This window comes from Micromonospora sp. NPDC005203 (assembly GCF_042872705.1).
In the GTDB taxonomy this organism is placed as follows: domain Bacteria; phylum Actinomycetota; class Actinomycetes; order Mycobacteriales; family Micromonosporaceae; genus Micromonospora.
In genome coordinates this window covers 158346-175116 of sequence record NZ_JBIAKV010000001.1, presented here as the reverse complement: position 1 = coordinate 175116, position 16771 = coordinate 158346, and the positions used below count along the sequence as shown (strand labels likewise).

The 16771-nt window shown below is 71.5% G+C and carries 18 protein-coding genes; 6 read left to right on the top strand and 12 right to left on the bottom strand.

All coding sequences use genetic code 11. The features are described from left to right. The first annotated feature begins 62 nt into the window (after positions 1-62). On the top strand, positions 63-329 hold the full coding sequence (locus tag ACFYPM_RS00870; protein WP_007454516.1) for a BldC family transcriptional regulator: 267 nt from the start codon (positions 63-65) through the stop codon (positions 327-329). A gap of 108 nt (positions 330-437) precedes the next feature. On the opposite strand, the gene ACFYPM_RS00865 is transcribed toward ACFYPM_RS00870, so the two are convergent. Next, positions 438-1067, bottom strand: a complete 630-nt coding sequence (locus ACFYPM_RS00865; RefSeq protein WP_387189794.1) for a UbiX family flavin prenyltransferase — start codon at positions 1065-1067, stop codon at positions 438-440. A 151-nt stretch (positions 1068-1218) separates the two neighbouring features. Here ACFYPM_RS00865 and ACFYPM_RS00860 point away from each other — a divergent pair, with 151 nt between their 5' ends. After that, positions 1219-2202 (top strand): terpene synthase, encoded by a 984-nt coding sequence (locus tag ACFYPM_RS00860; protein ID WP_387189792.1) that lies wholly within the window; start codon positions 1219-1221, stop codon positions 2200-2202. On the opposite strand, the gene mqnP is transcribed toward ACFYPM_RS00860, so the two are convergent. Together mqnP and ACFYPM_RS00850 are read right to left on the bottom strand one after the other, a co-directional pair. Then, on the bottom strand, positions 2191-3201 hold the full coding sequence (mqnP, locus tag ACFYPM_RS00855) for a menaquinone biosynthesis prenyltransferase MqnP (protein ID WP_387189790.1): 1011 nt from the start codon (positions 3199-3201) through the stop codon (positions 2191-2193). The genes ACFYPM_RS00860 and mqnP overlap by 12 nt on opposite strands. Further along, the gene (locus ACFYPM_RS00850; protein WP_387189788.1) at positions 3201-4661 is read right to left on the bottom strand and encodes a menaquinone biosynthesis decarboxylase; all 1461 of its coding nucleotides are present in this window, start codon (positions 4659-4661) and stop codon (positions 3201-3203) included. Before ACFYPM_RS00850 ends, mqnP begins: the two co-directional genes overlap by 1 nt. A gap of 195 nt (positions 4662-4856) precedes the next feature. Between ACFYPM_RS00850 and ACFYPM_RS00845 the strand changes: the two genes are divergently transcribed. Then, positions 4857-5732 (top strand): alpha/beta fold hydrolase, encoded by an 876-nt coding sequence (locus ACFYPM_RS00845; protein WP_387189786.1) that lies wholly within the window; start codon positions 4857-4859, stop codon positions 5730-5732. Positions 5733-5736: 4 nt separating this feature from the next. On the opposite strand, the gene ACFYPM_RS00840 is transcribed toward ACFYPM_RS00845, so the two are convergent. Continuing rightward, positions 5737-6291: a carboxymuconolactone decarboxylase family protein gene (locus ACFYPM_RS00840; protein WP_387189783.1), complete on the bottom strand. Its 555-nt coding sequence runs from the start codon at positions 6289-6291 to the stop codon at positions 5737-5739. Between the two features lie 84 nt (positions 6292-6375). On the opposite strand from ACFYPM_RS00840, the gene ACFYPM_RS00835 reads away from it, so the two are divergent. Both ACFYPM_RS00835 and ACFYPM_RS00830 read left to right on the top strand, forming a co-directional pair. Further along, entirely contained in the window at positions 6376-6852 is a 477-nt protein-coding gene (locus ACFYPM_RS00835) for a MarR family winged helix-turn-helix transcriptional regulator (protein WP_387189781.1), read from the top strand. A gap of 324 nt (positions 6853-7176) precedes the next feature. Continuing rightward, positions 7177-7392: a hypothetical protein gene (locus ACFYPM_RS00830; protein WP_387189779.1), complete on the top strand. Its 216-nt coding sequence runs from the start codon at positions 7177-7179 to the stop codon at positions 7390-7392. Between the two features lie 16 nt (positions 7393-7408). Here the strand turns inward: ACFYPM_RS00830 and ccsB are convergent, their stop codons facing one another. The 6 genes from ccsB to hemL form a co-directional block, all read right to left on the bottom strand. Next, entirely contained in the window at positions 7409-8395 is a 987-nt protein-coding gene (gene ccsB, locus ACFYPM_RS00825; protein WP_387189777.1) for a c-type cytochrome biogenesis protein CcsB, read from the bottom strand. Then, complete coding sequence (locus ACFYPM_RS00820) at positions 8395-10038, bottom strand: cytochrome c biogenesis protein ResB (RefSeq protein ID WP_387189775.1); 1644 nt, start codon at positions 10036-10038, stop codon at positions 8395-8397. The genes ccsB and ACFYPM_RS00820 overlap by 1 nt, the downstream gene beginning before the upstream one ends. Further along, the gene (locus tag ACFYPM_RS00815; protein WP_387189773.1) at positions 10038-10856 is read right to left on the bottom strand and encodes a cytochrome c biogenesis CcdA family protein; all 819 of its coding nucleotides are present in this window, start codon (positions 10854-10856) and stop codon (positions 10038-10040) included. Before ACFYPM_RS00815 ends, ACFYPM_RS00820 begins: the two co-directional genes overlap by 1 nt. Next, on the bottom strand, positions 10856-11425 hold the full coding sequence (locus ACFYPM_RS00810) for a TlpA family protein disulfide reductase (protein WP_387189771.1): 570 nt from the start codon (positions 11423-11425) through the stop codon (positions 10856-10858). The genes ACFYPM_RS00815 and ACFYPM_RS00810 overlap by 1 nt, the downstream gene beginning before the upstream one ends. Further along, the gene (locus ACFYPM_RS00805; RefSeq protein ID WP_387189769.1) at positions 11425-12072 is read right to left on the bottom strand and encodes a histidine phosphatase family protein; all 648 of its coding nucleotides are present in this window, start codon (positions 12070-12072) and stop codon (positions 11425-11427) included. The genes ACFYPM_RS00810 and ACFYPM_RS00805 overlap by 1 nt, the downstream gene beginning before the upstream one ends. Positions 12073-12255: 183 nt before the next feature. Continuing rightward, complete coding sequence (gene hemL, locus ACFYPM_RS00800; RefSeq protein ID WP_387189767.1) at positions 12256-13593, bottom strand: glutamate-1-semialdehyde 2,1-aminomutase; 1338 nt, start codon at positions 13591-13593, stop codon at positions 12256-12258. Positions 13594-13792: 199 nt separating this feature from the next. Here hemL and ACFYPM_RS00795 point away from each other — a divergent pair, with 199 nt between their 5' ends. Next, positions 13793-14128: an STAS domain-containing protein gene (locus ACFYPM_RS00795; RefSeq protein WP_007454492.1), complete on the top strand. Its 336-nt coding sequence runs from the start codon at positions 13793-13795 to the stop codon at positions 14126-14128. A gap of 125 nt (positions 14129-14253) precedes the next feature. Here the strand turns inward: ACFYPM_RS00795 and ACFYPM_RS00790 are convergent, their stop codons facing one another. Both ACFYPM_RS00790 and ACFYPM_RS00785 read right to left on the bottom strand, forming a co-directional pair. Then, positions 14254-15867, bottom strand: a complete 1614-nt coding sequence (locus tag ACFYPM_RS00790; protein ID WP_387189765.1) for an ABC transporter permease — start codon at positions 15865-15867, stop codon at positions 14254-14256. After that, the gene (locus ACFYPM_RS00785; RefSeq protein ID WP_387189763.1) at positions 15864-16760 is read right to left on the bottom strand and encodes an ATP-binding cassette domain-containing protein; all 897 of its coding nucleotides are present in this window, start codon (positions 16758-16760) and stop codon (positions 15864-15866) included. Before ACFYPM_RS00785 ends, ACFYPM_RS00790 begins: the two co-directional genes overlap by 4 nt. Positions 16761-16771: the final 11 nt, after the last annotated feature.

Below are 16771 nucleotides of genomic sequence, written 5' to 3'. Positions count from 1 at the left end.
GGCTCGCACCAGCCGGGGGCAGTGTGTTCAGCCAGGGGCTTCGTCGACGCGAGGAGGGGGCTGTGGACACTGGAGATCGCCTGCTGACACCGGGTGAGGTCGCCGCGCTGTTTCGGGTGGACCCGAAGACTGTGACGAGATGGGCGGCGGCCGGCCGGATAGGAAGCATCCGGACTCCAGGCGGGCATCGCCGGTTTCGGGAATCCGAGGTGCGAGCCCTGCTTGAGGGGGAGGGCATGCTGGACGAGGTGGACGAGGTCGGAAAGCCCCGCAATGTGGGGCCGGCCGCATCCACGGGGCCGGGTCCGGCCAACGCCGGCATGTACTGAACTGGTGCGGACTACGCCACGCGGACCGGACGTCAGTCCGGTCCGCGTACCGCTTCGGCGGGATCGGGTCCGGCGGCACGACGACAGGCGCTGAGCCGACAGCTCAGCTCAGCTCCGGTCCGCGCCGAGCTGGCCGGACCACCTGCGGAACAGGCTGTGCGGGACGCCGAGCGCGTCCAGCACCTTGCCGGCCACGAAGTCGACCAACTGCTGGGCGCTGGCCGCCGCGCCGGCACCGTAGAACCCGGGGCTCGCCGGCAGCACCACCGCGCCGGCGTCGTGCAGCGCGATCAGGTGCTCCAGGTGGCTGCGGGTCACCGGTGTCTCCCGGGGGACCACCACCACGGGCCGCCGTTCCTTGAGGTTGACCTCGGCGGCGCGCTGCAACAGGTCCTTGGACAGCCCGATCGCGATGCCCGCGCAGGCCGCCGTGCTGGCCGGGACCACTGCCATCCCGCGTACCAGGTAGGAGCCGCTGCTCGGTCCGGCGGCCAGGTCGCCCGCCGGCCAGTACCGCACGTCCGCTCCGGTCAGGTCCCGGTCGAGCCAACCGGCGAGGTCCTCGGCCCAGTGCCCGTCGCGGAACGGTCGGCCGGTCTCGTCGAGCACGGTGAGTCGAGCCGCCCGGGACACGATCAGGTCCACCGCCTCGCCCGCGTCGAGCAGCCCGCCGAGAACGGCCGCCGCGTACGGCGTGCCGGAGGCCCCGGAGACCCCGATCACCCATGGTTCCCGCATGCCCCCAGCCTGCCTGGTCCGGCTGGTCCGCTGGTGCGCGCCCCCGGGAATCCCGGGTCCGACATGTCCGATGGGTGGGTGGGCGTCCCGCCGACCTGACATGCTGCCGCTGGCGATTCGCATCGGACCCATCTTCGCGCAGGAGGCATCGGTGACGACCGGCGAGATCCTCTGGGCGCTCCGTGCCGACTGCCCGATCCCACCGCGGCTCTCGCCCCACGCCGACCGGGTGCAGGAGTGGCTGCTCGGTGTGCTGCCCACGCTCGACCTCCCGCTGGACGACGCCGCGCTGCACCGGCTGTCCAGGGGAGCCTTCGCCAGGTACGCCGGGCGGCTCTACCCGGCCGCGACCGAAGCCGACCTGCGGGTGCTGACCGCCCTGTTCACCTGGTTCTTCCTCGTCGATGACGCCTGCGACGGGCCGGACCGACTCACCCCGGAGCAGATCCGGGCACTCCGCGACGGCACGCTGGCGCTGCTGCACGACGGGCCGCGGGCACGCCACGCCGGGCTGACCGGCCCGCTACGACAACTGCTGGTGCTGGCCTGGCGGGAGCCGCACCAGCGGATGCCGGCCTGGTGGCGGCTGCGCGTCGCCAACGCGGTGGCCCGGCATCTCGACGGCACCCGGCAGGAGGCGCTCAACAAGGAGACCGGTCACCGACCCACCGTCAGCGAGTACGTCGAGTTGCGGCGGGCGACGTCGGCGGCAGAGGTGTCGTACCCGCTTGTGGAGTTCGCCGGCGGACGGCCGCTGCCCGACCCGGTCTACCACCACCCGCTGCTGCGCGAGATCGCCGATGTCGGCAACGACCTGCTCTCCTGGTACAACGACCTGGCCTCCCTGGAGCGGGACCGGGCCACCGCGGGCGGGCACAACCTGGTCCTGGCCCTGGAGGGCGAGCTGGCCGTGTCGTCGGCGGAGGCGGTCGAGTTGGCGGCCGGGCGCTGGCGGGATTCGATGCAGCGCTTCGTCGGGTTGCGGGCCGTGGTGCCGTCGTTCGGCTCGGCGCTGGACGGGGCGGTCAGCGACCATCTCGACGGGATCGCGTACGCCGTCCGGGGCACCATCGACTGGACCGTGGAGAGCGCCCGCTACCCCACCGCCACCTTCCAGCGCGCCTCAGGGGCGTAGGTCGAGCCGGATCACCAGGTCGAGCAGGGCGAAGACGAACAGCGCGATGCCGACGAACCCGTTGGCGGTGAAGAACGCCCGGTTGACCTTGCTGAGATCGGTCGGGGTCACCACCAGATGCTGGTAGCCGAACGCCACAGCGGTCAGTGCGAGCCCGATCCACCAGAGCCAGCCCAGACCGATCAGCTCGCCGAACCAGACGAACAGCGCGAAGGTCACCACGTGCGCGACAGTCGAGGCATGCAGCGCGAAGCGCCGACCGTAGCGTGCGGGCACGCTGTGCACGCCGATCTCCCGGTCGATCTCGGAATCCTGGCAGGCGTAGATCAGGTCGAAGCCGCCGATCCACAACCCGACCGCCGCGCCGAGCAGCCAGGCCGGTCCGGAGCCGTCCAGGGAGCCGGTGACCGCCAGCCACGCGCCGACCGGGCCGACCGCCTGGGCGATCCCGAGGATGGCGTGCGGCCAGTTGGTGAACCGCTTGGCGTAGGGGTAGACGACCAACGGCACCACGGCGAGCGGCGCGAGCACCAGGCAGAGCGGGTTGAGCAGAGCGGCGGCGGCGAGGAAGATCACCAACGCGACGGCCGCGCCGGTCCAGGCCGTCCGCACGCTCACCGCGCCGGTCACCAGTTCCCGGCCGGCGGTACGCGGGTTCCGCGCGTCGATCCGCCGGTCGAGGATCCGGTTGGCGGCCATCGCGAACGTCCGCGCCCCAACCATCGCCACCGTGATCAGCAGCAGGTCAACCCACCGCACGTGCCCCCCGGAGACCCGCATGGCGGCGAGTGCGGAGAGGAACGCGAACGGCAACGCGAACACCGAGTGCTCGATCTTGACAAGCTCCAGAAAAGCCCGAACCCGCCCCCGCCCCCGCCCCCGCTCCCGCTCCCGCTCCCGCTCCCGCGATCTTGCACTTTCTGTCGGGGCAGAAGGGGCGGAAGGGGGCGAATCGGGGACCGAAAGTGCAAGATCGCGGGGGTTGTCGGCGGCGACCATCAGATCCCGTACTCCTTCCAGCGCTTGTCGACCAGGGCCGTGACCTCGGGGGCCATGCTCATCTCCTCCGGCCAGCCGCGGGTGTAACCCTCGGTGGGCAGCTTGCGCGTCGCGTCGACGCCGGCCTTGCCGCCCCAGAACTGCTGGTACGACGAGTGGTCGAGGTGGTCCACCGGGCCCTCGGTGAGCAGCAGGTCACGTGCGTAGTCGACGTTGCCGAAGGCCCGGAAGGCGACCTCGTTGTAGTCGTGCACATCGCAGTCCTCGTCGACGATCACGATGAGCTTGGTCAGCGACATGAGGTGCGCGCCCCAGATCGCGTTCATGACCTTCTGCGCGTGCTTCGGGTAGCGCTTGCGGATCGACACGATCGCGCAGTTGTGGAACACCCCGGCGGCCGGCAGGTCGTAATCGACGATGTCCGGGATCATCAGCTTGAGCAGCGGCTGGAAGATCCGCTCGGTGGCCTTGCCGAGGCCGTGGTCCTCCTGCGGCGGCTTCGAGGTGACGATCGAGTGGTAGACCGGCTTGCGCTGCATGGTCATCGCCTCGATGTGCAGCACCGGGAACGGCTCGACCGGGGTGTAGTAGCCGGTGTGGTCGCCGAACGGCCCCTCGGGCATCCGCTCACCGGGCTCCAGGTAGCCCTCCAGCACGATCTGCGCGTGCGCCGGCACCTGCAACGGCACGGTGAGGCAGTCGACCATCTCGACCCGTTCGCCGCGCAGGAACCCGGCGAACAGGTATTCGTCGATGTCGCCGGGCAGTGGAGCGCTGGCCGCGTACGAGACGACCGGGTCGCAGCCGATCGCGATCGCGACCGGCAGGCGCTGCCCGAGTCGCTCGGCGACCGCGTGGTGGGCGGTGGAGTCCTTGTGGATCTGCCAGTGCATGCCGAGGGTGTTGCGGCCGTGCTGCTGGAGTCGGTACAGGCCGAGGTTGCGCTTGCCGGTCTCCGGGTGCTTGGTGTGGGTCAGGCCGTAGTTGTGGAAGATCCCGCCGTCGTCGGGCCAGACCTGCAACCCCGGCAGCCGGTTCAGGTCGACGTCCTCGCCCCGGTAGACGACCTCCTGGCAGGGCGCGGTCTTGACCTTGCGCGGCGGCACCGACTTGAGCTGCATGACCTTGCCGAGGCCCTCCCGGATGCCGGACCAGCCGACCGGCAGCTCCGGCTTGACCAGCGCGCCGATCCGGGCGCCGATCTCGTCGAGCGACTCGACGCCGAGCGCCATCGCCATCCGCTTCTCGGTGCCGAACAGGTTGATCACCACCGGCATCTCGCCCCGGGTCGGGCGTTCGAAGAGCAGCGCCGGGCCGCCGGCCCGCACCGTGCGGGTGACCACCTCGCTGATCTCCAGTGTCGGGTCGACGGGGACGTCGATCCGGCGCAGCTCCCCCGCGCGCTCCAGCGCCGCGAGGAAGTCCTTGAGATCGGTGTACGGGAAGCCACGAGCCGCCATGTCGCCCAGTCTCCCGCACCGGGTGCCGCACGGCCCAAGCCGGGTGCTGTGACACACGCGATGAACCGGAAAGCAGCACCCGGGCCAGTGCAAGCGAGCCGCGCCTCCGCACGGGCGTGGTCCTCTGGGTCCCGCTCCCGCAGGCATGGCGGGCGGCACAGCGGGTAGCCGGGCAGCCGGCGGACGGAGGCGGCGATGGGCGCGGAGCGGGTTCCGGCGGGGTTCACCGAGCAGCGGGCGCGGGTCGGCCAGATCGCCATGAACTACGTCCGGGGCGGCAGCGGCCCGCCACTGGTGTTGCTGCACGGGTACCCGCAGTGCTGGTACATGTGGCGGCACCTGCTGCCCGACCTGGGACGCTCCTTCGACGTGGTCGCACCCGACCTGCGCGGCTTCGGGGACAGCGACGCCCCGGCCGGCGGCTGTGACAAGAAGACTGTCGCCGCCGACCTGCACGGACTGCTCGACCAGCTCGGCCTGGTCGGTGACCTCCGGCTGGTCGGGCACGACCTGGGGACGATGGTGGCGTACGCGTACGCGGCCGCCCATCCGCAGCGGGTGAGTCGACTGGTGCTCAGCGAGGCGCCGATCCCCGACGAGAGCATCTACACCTTTCCCGCGCTCACCCAGGCCGGACCCGGGGTGTGGAACTTCGGCTTCTTCTCGCTCGGCAACGGGCTTCCGGAGGACCTGGTCAGCGGGCGGGAGTCGCTGTGGGTGGACCGGTTCACCGACGCGCTGATGGTGCGCAAGGGCAGCATCGCCGCGCCGGACATCGAGGAGTTCGCCGGTCACCTGCGCGACCCGGCGCATCTGCGGGCCAGCTTCGCCTACTTCCGGGCGTTCGAGCAGGACATCGCCGACAACGCGTCGTACCGACCATCGAAGCTGACGATGCCGGTGCTGGCGGTCGGCGCGGCGGCCAGCCTCGGTGGACAGGTCGCCGAACAGGTTCGCCGGTACGCCGACACCGTCCGCGGCGAGGTGATCGAGGACTGCGGCCACTGGCTGTACGAGGAGCGCCCGGACGAGATGCTCGCCCTGCTGCGCGACTTCCTTCCGGTGGCCTGACCGGTCAGGCCACCGGCGTCCAGGCGTGGGCGGCCAGGGGCGGGTCGAGCGGGGCGCGGGTGAGCCGGTTGGCGAATGTCGACATCGTGTACGCCCCGACGCCGAGCACCACGTCCAGCGCGTGCCGGGGCTGGTAGCCGGCGGCCAGGAAGTCGTCCAGCTCGTCATCCGGCACGGCGCCCCGGTGGTCGAGCACGGCCAGCGTGAGGCGGCGCAACGCCTCCAGGCGCGGGTCGGGCAGCACCGAGCCGGCACGCAGCGCGGTGATCAGCTCGGGGGTCGCGCCGAGTCGGGTGAGCTTGTCGGTGTGCAGGGCAACGCAGACATGGCATTCGTGACTGGTGGAGACCGCCAGGATGACCACCTCCCGGTCCAGCGGGGCGAGGTCGGTCTGCTCGAAGCCCGTGCTGGCGGTGAGGAAGCCGGTGAGCAACTGCGGCGAGTCGGCCATCAGCGCCACCGGGGTGGGCAGCCAGCCGAACCGGCCGCGTACTCCCTCGATGGACCGACGGGCGGCGGCGGGTGCGGTCTCAGCGGTGTGGGCGGTGAAGACGGACATGGTTACCTGCTTTCCGTAGCCCGGATCGGGGACCGGGTACGATAGTCAACGTGGTTGACGAAATAGTAAACGTGGTTGACGAACATGGCAACCGCTGATCTCGCGCGGCCCGGCTTCGCGCTGCCGCTGTTGCTGCTGGCCGGCTTCCGGACGCTCATCGACGACCTGCACGCCGAGCTGGCCCGGGAAGGACATCCGGAGCTGCGACCGCTGCACGGATTCGTGCTCCAAGCCGTCGGCGCGGACGGCACCACCGCCACCGAGCTGGGCCAACGGCTGGGCATCTCCAAACAGGCCGCCGGCAAGACGGTCGACCGGCTGGTCGCCGTCGGCTACCTGGAACGGGTCGACGACCCCACCGACGCCCGACGCCGACTGGTCCGGGTGACACCGCGCGGGGCCGACGGGTTACGCCGCTCGGCCGAGATCTTTGATCGTCTGCGCGAGCGGTGGGTCGAGACCCTCGGCCCGGACCGGGTCGACGCCATGGAGGACGACCTGCTCACCGTGGCCTCGGCCAACTGGTTCCGGCTCGACGTGCCCGGCTGGTTCGGCGGCTGAACCAACGGCACGGCGACCCCGCCGCGCCAAACGACACGACACGACACGACACGACAGCACGGAACGACAGCACGGAACGACAAGATCCACTCGGGTTTCTTGAAGTCGGTGCCTCTGGCCCGCGGAACACCGCGACTTCACGGAAGCCGAGTGGATCAACGGCCGACCGGGCGCGCGTCACCGCGACTTCCTGGGTAGCCGAGTGGATCAACGGCCGGCCGGGCGCGCGGCACCGCGACAGTGCCGACCAGGGCCGGGTCAAGCCCGGCGGACACATGTCACCGATCCTGGCGGATCGTCAGGACGCCGGGGCAGGGTGGACACATGTCGGACGCCTTCGTCGTCGGCGACCCGGACGGGTTGTCTCCCCTGCTGGTCGCGATTCGCGACGCCGTCGCCCGGGAGTTGCACGCCCAACTGGCGCTGCGCGGCGAACGGATCGAGCTGGCCGACCTGCCGGAGGTGTCCTACCAGGTCTCTCTACGCGTGGACGAGACCCTGCGCGGCAGCGGTAGACCGCCGGATCGCCACCGGACGTAGAAGCACCGCCTGTGGTTCAGTCCAGCCCGCCGTACGAGTGCAGGCCGGTGAAGAAGATGTTCACGCCGAACAGGTTCATCAGCATGGTGAGGAAGCCGAGCACCGCCAGCCAGGTGGCCACGTTGCGCTTGACGCTGGGCGTGGCGCGGGCGTGCAGGTAACCGGCGTACACGACCCAGGAGATGAAGGCCCAGGTCTCCTTCGGGTCCCAGCCCCACGGCCGACCCCACGCCGCCTCGGCCCAGATGGCGCCGGCGATCACCGCGAAGGTGAAGATCGGGAACGCGAAGGCGTGCAGCGCGAAGGTCAGCCGCTCCAGGCCCACCGCGCCGGGCAGGCGCTTGGCCAGGGTGTACGGGAAGCTCCGCTTGCCCTGCTCGTACCCGTTGCGCATCAGGTAGCCGACCGCCGGCACCACACCGAGCAGGAAGATGCCGGACGCGAAGACGATTGTCGAGACGTGGATGACGAACCAGTACGAGTTCAGGGCCGGCACCAGCGGCACGATCGGCACGTACAGCACCAGCTCGGCGGTGGCGACCAGCAGCACCATCACCAGGGTCAGGAACAGCCCGAGTTTGCGCAGCGACGGCCGCTTCCAGAGCACCACCAGCCAGGCGGCGACACCAATGAACGTCACCGTGAGCACGAACTCGTACATGTTGCCCCACGGCATCCGGTCCGCGGCGAGGCCGCGCGTGACCAGCGCCGCCAGGTGCAGCACGGCGGCTACCGCGGTGGCACCCACCCCGATCAGGCCCGCGAGGCGGGCACGACGCGTCGACCGGTCGGCCGCGGCCGACGGCGGGACCGGCGCGGGCGGCGGGGGCAGGGTGCCGCCACCGGCACCCACCAGCTCACGGGCCACCAGCTCACGGACCGGCGCCGCCGCGGCGATTCGGGTACGCCCGTTGCCCAGCGCGTACTCGACGGCGTGCCCGATCATCGCGACCAGGTACGCGAGGATCGCGAAGGTCACCAGGTTGTCGGAGAGTGCGGACATCACTCGGCTCCTTCTCGCACGCCGGCCGGGTCAGTGGAGTCAGCGTCAGCACCAGCCCGTTCGGCACCGCTGACGGCGGCGACGAGCTGGGTGAACTCGTCGGCGAACCCTGGGTAGTCGGTACGCGGCAACCCACCGACCTCCATCAAGCTACTACCGCTCGTCGGAGATCCTTCTCCGGGGTCGGCCGGCAGCACCCGGAAGAAGACGCGGCGACGTCGCCCGAACAGCGAGCCCATCAACCCGACAAGCAGAACACCGCAGCTGATCAACAGCGGGGTCGCGCCGGGATCGTGCCGGATGGAGAGGGTGACGTACCGCTCGGTGTCCAGGAACTCGACGGTGGAGCCGTCGTCGAGCGTCCAGGTCTCGCCCTTGTGCAGCAGTTTGGTGCCGACCTCCTTGACCTTGCCGGACCGCACCTGCCGCTGGTCGAGTTGGTAGATCGAGCCGGGGATGCCGGCGTCCCGGCCGAGGTTGCCCCGGTACGCGACCAGGTTCAGCACCGGGTTGCGCTCGTCCGGATACTGCGAGCGCACAAACGGTCCCTGCTCGGGTGCGGTGGGCAGGTAGATGCCGGTGAACGCCATCTGCTGATCCGGTGCGCGCTGCCCGGTGGCCGGGTCGACGTTCGCGTCCGGGAAGGCGGCCAGCCCCTCGCTGGTCAGACCCATGTCACCGGTGGTGAGGAACGGGTCGTCGCTGAGCTGGCTGTTGCCGAACCGGTCGGTGTACCGGATCACCGGGGCGTACCCGTGGCCGAGCAGGTAGACGCTCGCGTCCGTCAACCGCAGCGGCGCGTTCACCGAGAAGTCCGCGCGGCGGGTGGGCTCGTCCGGGCCGTCGACGGTGACCGTGGCGTTGAAGAACTCCGGCTGGCCGGACGGCAGGAACCGGGCCTGGAAGTCGTCCAGCCGCAGGCAGAAGCGGGGCAGGTCCGCGCTGTCCACCCGGGGGCCGAGCTTGGCCTCGGCGAACTGCTGGCGGGTGTTGCAGAACGTGTTGTCCGCGCCGGCCACCAGCAGCCGGTTGCCACTCCAGCCGTACCACGAGCCGAGCGCGACGCCGATCAACACCGCGATCAGCGACAGGTGGAACAGCAGGTTGCCGGTCTCCTTGAGGTAGCCCTTCTCGGCGGAGACCTCGTCGCCGCGCACCTGCACCCGCCAGCGGCGCTTGCGCAGCACCTCGGCGATCGCCGTGGCGCCACCGGCCGGTGCGGGCAGCACGGTGTGCTGCGGCAGCCGCGCCATCCGCTTCGGCGCGGCCGGCGGCCGGGCCCGCAACGCCCGGACATGGTCGCGCAACCGGGGCGCGATGCACCCGATCAGGGAGGTGAACAGCAGCAGGTAGATCGCGGAGAACCAGACCGAGCCGAAGACCTCGAACGCGCCGATCCGGTCCAGTCGAGGGGCCCAGTCCGGGTGGTCGACGAAGTACTGGTTGACCTTCTCCGGGCTGATCCCGCGCTGCGGCAGCACCGAGCCGGGAATCGCGGCGACGGCGAGCAGGAAGAGCAGGATCAGCGCCGTACGCATGCTGGTGAGCTGCCGCCACGAGTTGCGCAGCAGGGCCAGCAGCCGGTTGGGCCGACGCCGTGGCGCCGGGGCCACGGTCTCCGGTCGGTCGTCGACGACAGTCATCAGATGCTCACCTCGCCCACCCCGACGGTGGTCTGCAACCAGATCACGAAGCTCTGCCATCCGCCGGTGACGAGCGCCAGGCCGATCAGGATGAGCAGGGCGCCGCCGACCCGGGTGACCCAGCGGCTGTTGCGCCGGACGGCGCGGAAGACCCCGAGCAGGCGTTCGAAGCCCAGCCCGAAGACGACGAACGGTATCCCCAACCCGAGGCAGTACGCCACGGCGAGCACCACCGCGCGGTCGCTCTGGCCGCTGGCGGTGGCCATGCCCATCACCGCGCCGAGCGTGGGGCCGGTGCAGGGCACCCAACTGAGCGCGAAGACCGCCCCGAAGACCGGTGCGCCGAGCAGCCCGGCCGACGGCAACCGGGAGATCCGGAACTCCCGTTGCAGGGCCGGGATCATCCCGAGGTAGCTCAACCCCGCCACGATGACCAGCACGCCCACGCCGATCTGCAACTCGCGCTTGTAGTCGAAGAACACCCGGCCGATGCTGGCGAAGAGGATCGCGGTGGCCACGAAGACGACTGTGAAGCCGCCGATGAAGAGGAGTGTGCCCGCGAGCACCCGGCCCTTGACCGCGCCGACCCGCGCGACCCGCTCCTTGACCGCGACACCGCCGGAGGCCGGCGCGGGATCGGCCGCCGGTCGGCGACCCTCCAGGTCGGCGCCGGCCAGACCGGTGACGTACGACAGGTAGCCGGGGACGAGCGGGAGCACACACGGGGAGAGGAAGCTGACCAGGCCGGCGAGCGCCGCCGCGCCGATGGCCAGCAGCAGCGGCCCGTTGAGGGCCAACTCCTTGAAGGTCTCGCCCATCAGCCCGACGCCGGCTTCTCGGCCGCGATCCGCTCGACGATCGGTTGCAGGCCCTCCTGCTTGACGGCGGCCCGGATCACCACCGCGATCCGACCCTCCCGGTCCAGCACCACTGTCGCCGGAACGGTGTTCGGCGGGATGTCCAGGTTGAGCGCCAGCTTGCTGCTCGGGTCGAAGAGGCTCGTAAAGGTGACCCGACCCTCCTCGAACGCCTTGGCCTTGTCCCGCTCGTCCTGCACGTTGATGCCGAGGAAGCTCACCCCTGCGCCCTTGGTGGCCTGGTAGGTCGCTTCCAGGTCGTCGGCCTCGGCACGACACGGCGCGCACCAGGAGCCCCAGAAGTTGAGCACCACCACCTGGCCGCGGGCCTGGCTGACGTCGTAACTGCCGCCGTCCAGCAGCTCACCCGCGAGCTTCGGGGGTGCCGAGCGCTGGTCCGGTGCGCACTCGAAGATCCCGTCGGTGGTGGTCGTGCAGGTCTTCTCCTGCCCCTTCGACGACGTGCAGCCGACCAGCGCCACCGCGGCGACGGCGGCGAGCAGACCGGCGGTCCACCTCCGGGCATTCATCAGGCCCCCTTGGCCGTCCTGGCTGTCGCGGAGAGAGCGATCAGGTGCGCGGCCGGCTCGCTGTAGCCGATGCCCTCCACCTTCGCGCCGTCGAAGTGGAACGAGGTGAGGCTCGCCAAGCCGCACTGCCGCTTGCGCGGGTCGTGCCAGAGCCGCTTGCGCTCGACGTGGCGGCGCAGCGTCCAGATCGGGAGCTGGTGCGACACCAGCACCGCCTCGCGTCCCTCGGCGGCGACCCGGGCGGCCTGCACGGCGGCGAACATCCGCTCGGCGATCACCTGGTACGCCTCGCCCCAGGACGGGGTCACCGGGTCGCGCAGCACCCACCAGTTGCGCGGGTCGCGGAACGAGCCGTCACCCGGGGACACCTTCTTGCCCTCGAACCAGTTGGCGCTCTCGATCAGCCGCTCGTCCACGCCGACCGGCAGCCCGAACTGGGCGGCGATCGGCTCGGCGGTCTGCTGGGCGCGTTCCAGCGGGCTGGCCACCACGTGCACGATCTCCCGCTCGGCCAGGCCCTGCGCGGCGGCCTTGGCCATCTGCACACCCAGCTCGGAGAGACGGAAACCGGGCAGCCGACCGTAGAGGATCTGGTCGGGGTTGTGCACCTCGCCGTGCCGGAGCACGTGGACCACCGTCTTGCTCACCGCTGCGCCCCCTCTGTTCGCGACTGCGGGGCTCGCGAACCCGGCTCACTCCTCGCGCTCACCACTGCGCCCTTCGTTCGCGACTGCGGGGCTCGCAAGACCGGCTCACTCCTCGCGCTCACCACGCACCCCAATGTTCGCGACTGCGGGGCTCGCAAGACCGGCTCACTCCTCGCGCTCACGCTAACCCCCGTGACCAGCCGCTGCCGCCGCGTTCGCCGCCGTGGGCAGCGCTGCGGCGATGTGCTCCAGAGCGGCGTCGTCGATAGCCGCCGACACGAACCACGACTCGAACGCGCTCGGCGGCAGGTAGACGCCGGCGGCGAGCATCGCGTGGAAGAACGCCTTGAACGCCGGCACCTGCTGGGTGCGGGCGCTGTCGTAGTCGATCACGTCGGCGTCGGTGAAGAAGATCGAGAACATGTTGCCCGCGTACGAGAGTCGGTGCGGGACCCCGGCGGTGGCCAACGCGTCGGACGCCAGCTTGCCCACGACGGCGGCCGTGTCGTCGAGGCGACGGTAGAGCGCGTCGTCGGCGAGTCGCAGCGTGGCCAGGCCGGCGGCGCAGGCCAGCGGGTTACCGGAGAGTGTGCCGGCCTGGTAGACCGGGCCGGCCGGCGCGAGTCGCGCCATGATGTCCGCGCGCCCGCCGAACGCCGCGGCGGGCAGGCCACCACCCATGACCTTGCCGTACGTCCACAGGTCGGCATCGGAGGCGTCGAGGCCGTGCCACCCGGCGCGGGAGACCCGGAACCCGGTCATCACCTCGTCGACCACCAGCAGGGCGCCGTGCGCGTGCGCGATCCGGGCGAGGTGGGAGTTGAAGCCGTCGCGGGGAGCGACCACGCCCATGTTGCCGGCGGCGGCCTCGGTGATCACGGCGGCGATGTGCGGACCCTCGGCGGCGAAGGCCTCCTCGACGGCCCGGATGTCGTTGTACGGCAGGACGATCGTCTCGCTGGCCGCCGCGCCGGTCACGCCGGGCGAGTCGGGCAGGCCCAGGGTGGCCACGCCGGAACCGGCGGCGGCGAGCAACGCGTCCACGTGTCCGTGGTAGCAGCCCGCGAACTTGATGATCTTGGAGCGGCCGGTGAAGCCGCGGGCCAGCCGGATCGCCGACATGGTCGCCTCGGTGCCGGAGTTGACCAGGCGGACCTGCTCCATCGGGGTCCGGTCGACTAACTCGGTGGCCAACTCCACCTCACCCGGGGTGGGGGTGCCGAAGCTGGTGCCCCGGGCGGCGGCGGCCTGCACGGCGTCCACCACCTCGGGGTGGGCGTGCCCGAGGATCAGTGGACCCCACGAGCAGACCAGGTCGACGTAGCGGCGGCCGTCGGCGTCGTACAGCCACGGACCCTCGCCACGGACCATGAAACGCGGGGTGCCGCCGACCGCCTGGAAGGCGCGCACAGGGGAGTTCACCCCGCCCGGCACGATGGCGCGGGCGCGGTCGAACAGGGCCTCGGAGGCCGGCGCAACGGCTGGGTAGCGGCCGGATCCGGCGGGAAAGATGTCGCTCACGATGCGGCCATTGTGTCAGCGCCACACGGTCAACCAGCAGCCACCCCGCGGTGGGGTTACCGGGCTCACCCTGGCCGGCGGTGGGCAGCGGCGGCGACACGGGGTCGACACGGGGTCGAGGCGGCGGCTCGTGACCTCGGTGGGCGGCGGCTTGCGGCCTCAACAGGCCGGGCCGGCCGGATCGCGCTAGGCTGACCCGGTGGATCGTGCCGAACTGTCCATCACGCTACACCGGACGGGCGACGAAGCAGTGCTGCGCCTGGCCGGTGAGATCGACATGCTCACGGCCGCCCAGCTCTCCACGGTGGTCAACGAGGTGCTGGCGGACCCTCCCCCGCGGATCGTGCTCGATCTGGGTGGTGTCACCTTCTGCGACTCGCAGGGCCTGGGCACCCTGGTCGTGCTCAGCCGCAAAGCCAGCCACGCGCAGAGCCTGCTGATGCTGACCCACGTGGGCGATTTCCTGATCCGCGTCCTGGACATCACCGGCCTCCGCAGCGCCCTGATGATCCGCAACGACCAACCCACCGGCTAACCCCGGTCCCCGGTCCCGGCCTCCCAGCTGACCCTTGCCCCCCGCTGATCATGGAGTTATTGCGCCGAGGCGGATGGCAATAACCCCATGATCGACGAGGTCAGAGCGGGGTCAGGGGGGTGGGGTCAGGGGGTGGGGAGGTCTCTTGTGCGGAAGGTCAGCAGCGCCGCCGTCAGCAGGGCCGCCGTTACCGCCGTCAGGACGACCAGCGGGGTTGCCGGCCAGTCCTCGCTGAGGACCTGGGGGGTGTGGGTGAACGGGGAGATGTCCAGCGCCCACTGGTCCAGCCCCAGCACCGCACCGAGCTGACCGAGCAGCAGACAGCCGGCGAGCACCGCCCAGGCACCCGCGGACAGGCGGGGCAGCCAGCCGACCAGCAGCGCCGCCAGCCCGGACAGCACCCAGGCCGCGGGCACCTGGGCCAGCCCGGCACCGAGCAACCGCGGCAGCTCGCCGCCGACGTCGGAGGTGCTGAGCCCGTAGGCCAGCCCGGTGGCCAGCCCGGCGACGCCCAGCACCACCGCAGGGCCGAGCAGCGCGAAGACCAGGTGCGCCGCCAGCCAGCGGCTCCGGCTCACCGCCGTCGCGAGCAGCGGTTCGGCCCGTCCGGCGGTCTCCTCCGCCCGGGCCCGCAGCGCGGCCTGGATGCCGTACCCGGCGGCGGCCAGCGCGGTCAGGCTCAACGTCCCACCGAGGTACGCCTCGGCGAGCGCCGACGTGCCACCCAGCCGGGACAGGATCTCGGCCACCTGCTGGTTGCCCCGCAGCGCCTCCCCGGCGGCATCCGCCGCCCCGCCGAGCACCAGGCCGAGCAGCCCGAAGCCGACGGTCCAGCCGAGCAGCTGGGTCCGGTGCAGCCGCCAGGCCAACCCGAACGGGCCAGCCAGGCCGGCACCGGCGGTGGCCGGGCCGAGCCGGGACGGAAACACTCCCGCGCCGAGGTCACGGCGGACCGAGACGGGGTACGCGACGAGCGCGACGACCACGCTGAACAGCACCGGTAGCAGCAGCATCCACCAGCGCTCATCGGCGTAGGCGCGGCTGCGTGCCGACCAGCCCAGCGGCGAGAGCCAGCTCAGCCACTCGTTGTCCCCACCGGTGCCGCCGGATCCCCCGGCGTCGCCGGCCAGCCGCAGCACGAAGGCCAGCCCGAGCGCACCCAGGCCGAGCCCGCGCGCCCCACCCGCACCCTCGGTGAGCTGCGCGGCCAGCCCGCCGACCGTGGCGAAGGCCACACCGGTGAGCGCCACGCCGGCGCCGAAGAGCACCGAACCCGCGCCGGGCAGGCCGGCCGCGACCAGGCCGCCGGCAGCGAGCAGGCCGAGCAGCACATTCGCGGCGTACGTCACCAGCAGCGCGGCGGTCAGACCGGCGTACCGACCCAGCACTGTCGCGCCCAGCAACTCCCGCCGACCGGCCTCCTCCTCGGTCCGGGTGTGCCGGACGACGGTGAGCACGCTGACCAGCCCGGCGATCAACGCCAGCAGACCGGCGCGCTGGACGGTGAGCGCGCCGACGCTGTCGCCGTACACCGGGCCGAGCAGGGCGACGATCGAGGGATTGCTCGCCGTTCCGGCGAGGTACCCGGCCCGCTCGGCCGCGGTCGGGTACAGCTCGGCGTACGCGCTGGCGTAGCTGGCCGGGAGCAGCGCCAGCGGCAGGATCCAGACCGGCAGCAGCACCCGGTCCCGGCGCAGGATGAGGCGCACGAGGTGCCGGGTCCCGGTGAGAGCCGTCATGACCGCACCTGCTCGGCCTGGTAGTGCCGCAGGAACAGCTCCTCGAGTGTCGGCGGCTGGCTGACCAGACTCCGTACGCCGATCTCGGTGAGCCGGCGCAGCGCGGTGTCCAGCGCGGCGTTCTCCACGTCGAAGCGCACCCGGTGCCCTTCCACCCGCAGGTCGTGGACGCCGTCGAGTTGACCCAGCGCGTCCGCCGGGCCGGTCAGCTCGGCGTCGATCGAGGTGCGGCGCAGGTGGCGCAACTCGGTCAGGGTGCCGGTCTCCACGTCCCGGCCGTCGCGGATGATCGTCACCCGGTCGCAGAGCGCTTCCACCTCGGCCAGGATGTGGCTGGAGAGCAGCACGGTGCGACCGTCGGCCTTGGCCCGGCGGACCCAGTGTTGGAACACCTCCTCCATCAGTGGATCCAGCCCGGAGGTCGGCTCGTCCAGGATGAGCAGTTCGGCGTCCGAGGCGAGGGCTGCCACCAGGCCGACCTTCTGCCGGTTGCCCTTGGAGTAGGCCCGCCCCTTCTTGCGCGGGTCCAGCTCGAAGGAGTCCAGCAGTTCGGCCCGGCGGGCCGGGTCCAGCCCGCCGCGCATCCGGCCCAGCAGGTCGATGACCTCGCCGCCGGAGAGGTTGGGCCAGAGCGTCACGTCGCCCGGCACGTACGCCAGCCGGCGGTGCAGGGCCACCGCGTCGCGCCACGGGTCACCGCCGAGCAGGCGGACGGCCCCCGCGTCCGTCCGCAGCAGGCCGAGCAGTGCCCGGATGGTCGTCGACTTGCCGGCGCCGTTCGGGCCGAGAAAGCCGTGCACCTCGCCGGTGCGGACGGTCAGGTCCAGACCGTCGAGTGCCCGGGTCCGGCCAAAGGTCTTCACCAGGCCGGACACCGCAATAGGAGTTTCCATATATCGGAAGC

What these genes read in the sequence shown, in the direction of transcription:
- ACFYPM_RS00865 (WP_387189794.1), bottom strand. Translation starts at nt 1,067, where the DNA reads ATGCGGGAACCATGGGTGATCGGGGTCTCCGGGGCCTCCGGCACGCCG.
- mqnP (WP_387189790.1), bottom strand. Translation starts at nt 3,201, where the DNA reads ATGGTCGCCGCCGACAACCCCCGCGATCTTGCACTTTCGGTCCCCGAT.
- ACFYPM_RS00850 (WP_387189788.1), bottom strand. Translation starts at nt 4,661, where the DNA reads ATGGCGGCTCGTGGCTTCCCGTACACCGATCTCAAGGACTTCCTCGCG.
- ACFYPM_RS00845 (WP_387189786.1), top strand. Translation starts at nt 4,857, where the DNA reads ATGGGCGCGGAGCGGGTTCCGGCGGGGTTCACCGAGCAGCGGGCGCGG.
- ACFYPM_RS00840 (WP_387189783.1), bottom strand. Translation starts at nt 6,291, where the DNA reads ATGTCCGTCTTCACCGCCCACACCGCTGAGACCGCACCCGCCGCCGCC.
- ACFYPM_RS00835 (WP_387189781.1), top strand. Translation starts at nt 6,376, where the DNA reads ATGGCAACCGCTGATCTCGCGCGGCCCGGCTTCGCGCTGCCGCTGTTG.
- ACFYPM_RS00830 (WP_387189779.1), top strand. Translation starts at nt 7,177, where the DNA reads ATGTCGGACGCCTTCGTCGTCGGCGACCCGGACGGGTTGTCTCCCCTG.
- ccsB (WP_387189777.1), bottom strand. Translation starts at nt 8,395, where the DNA reads ATGTCCGCACTCTCCGACAACCTGGTGACCTTCGCGATCCTCGCGTAC.
- ACFYPM_RS00820 (WP_387189775.1), bottom strand. Translation starts at nt 10,038, where the DNA reads ATGACTGTCGTCGACGACCGACCGGAGACCGTGGCCCCGGCGCCACGG.
- ACFYPM_RS00815 (WP_387189773.1), bottom strand. Translation starts at nt 10,856, where the DNA reads ATGGGCGAGACCTTCAAGGAGTTGGCCCTCAACGGGCCGCTGCTGCTG.
- ACFYPM_RS00810 (WP_387189771.1), bottom strand. Translation starts at nt 11,425, where the DNA reads ATGAATGCCCGGAGGTGGACCGCCGGTCTGCTCGCCGCCGTCGCCGCG.
- ACFYPM_RS00790 (WP_387189765.1), bottom strand. Translation starts at nt 15,867, where the DNA reads ATGACGGCTCTCACCGGGACCCGGCACCTCGTGCGCCTCATCCTGCGC.
- ACFYPM_RS00785 (WP_387189763.1), bottom strand. Translation starts at nt 16,760, where the DNA reads ATGGAAACTCCTATTGCGGTGTCCGGCCTGGTGAAGACCTTTGGCCGG.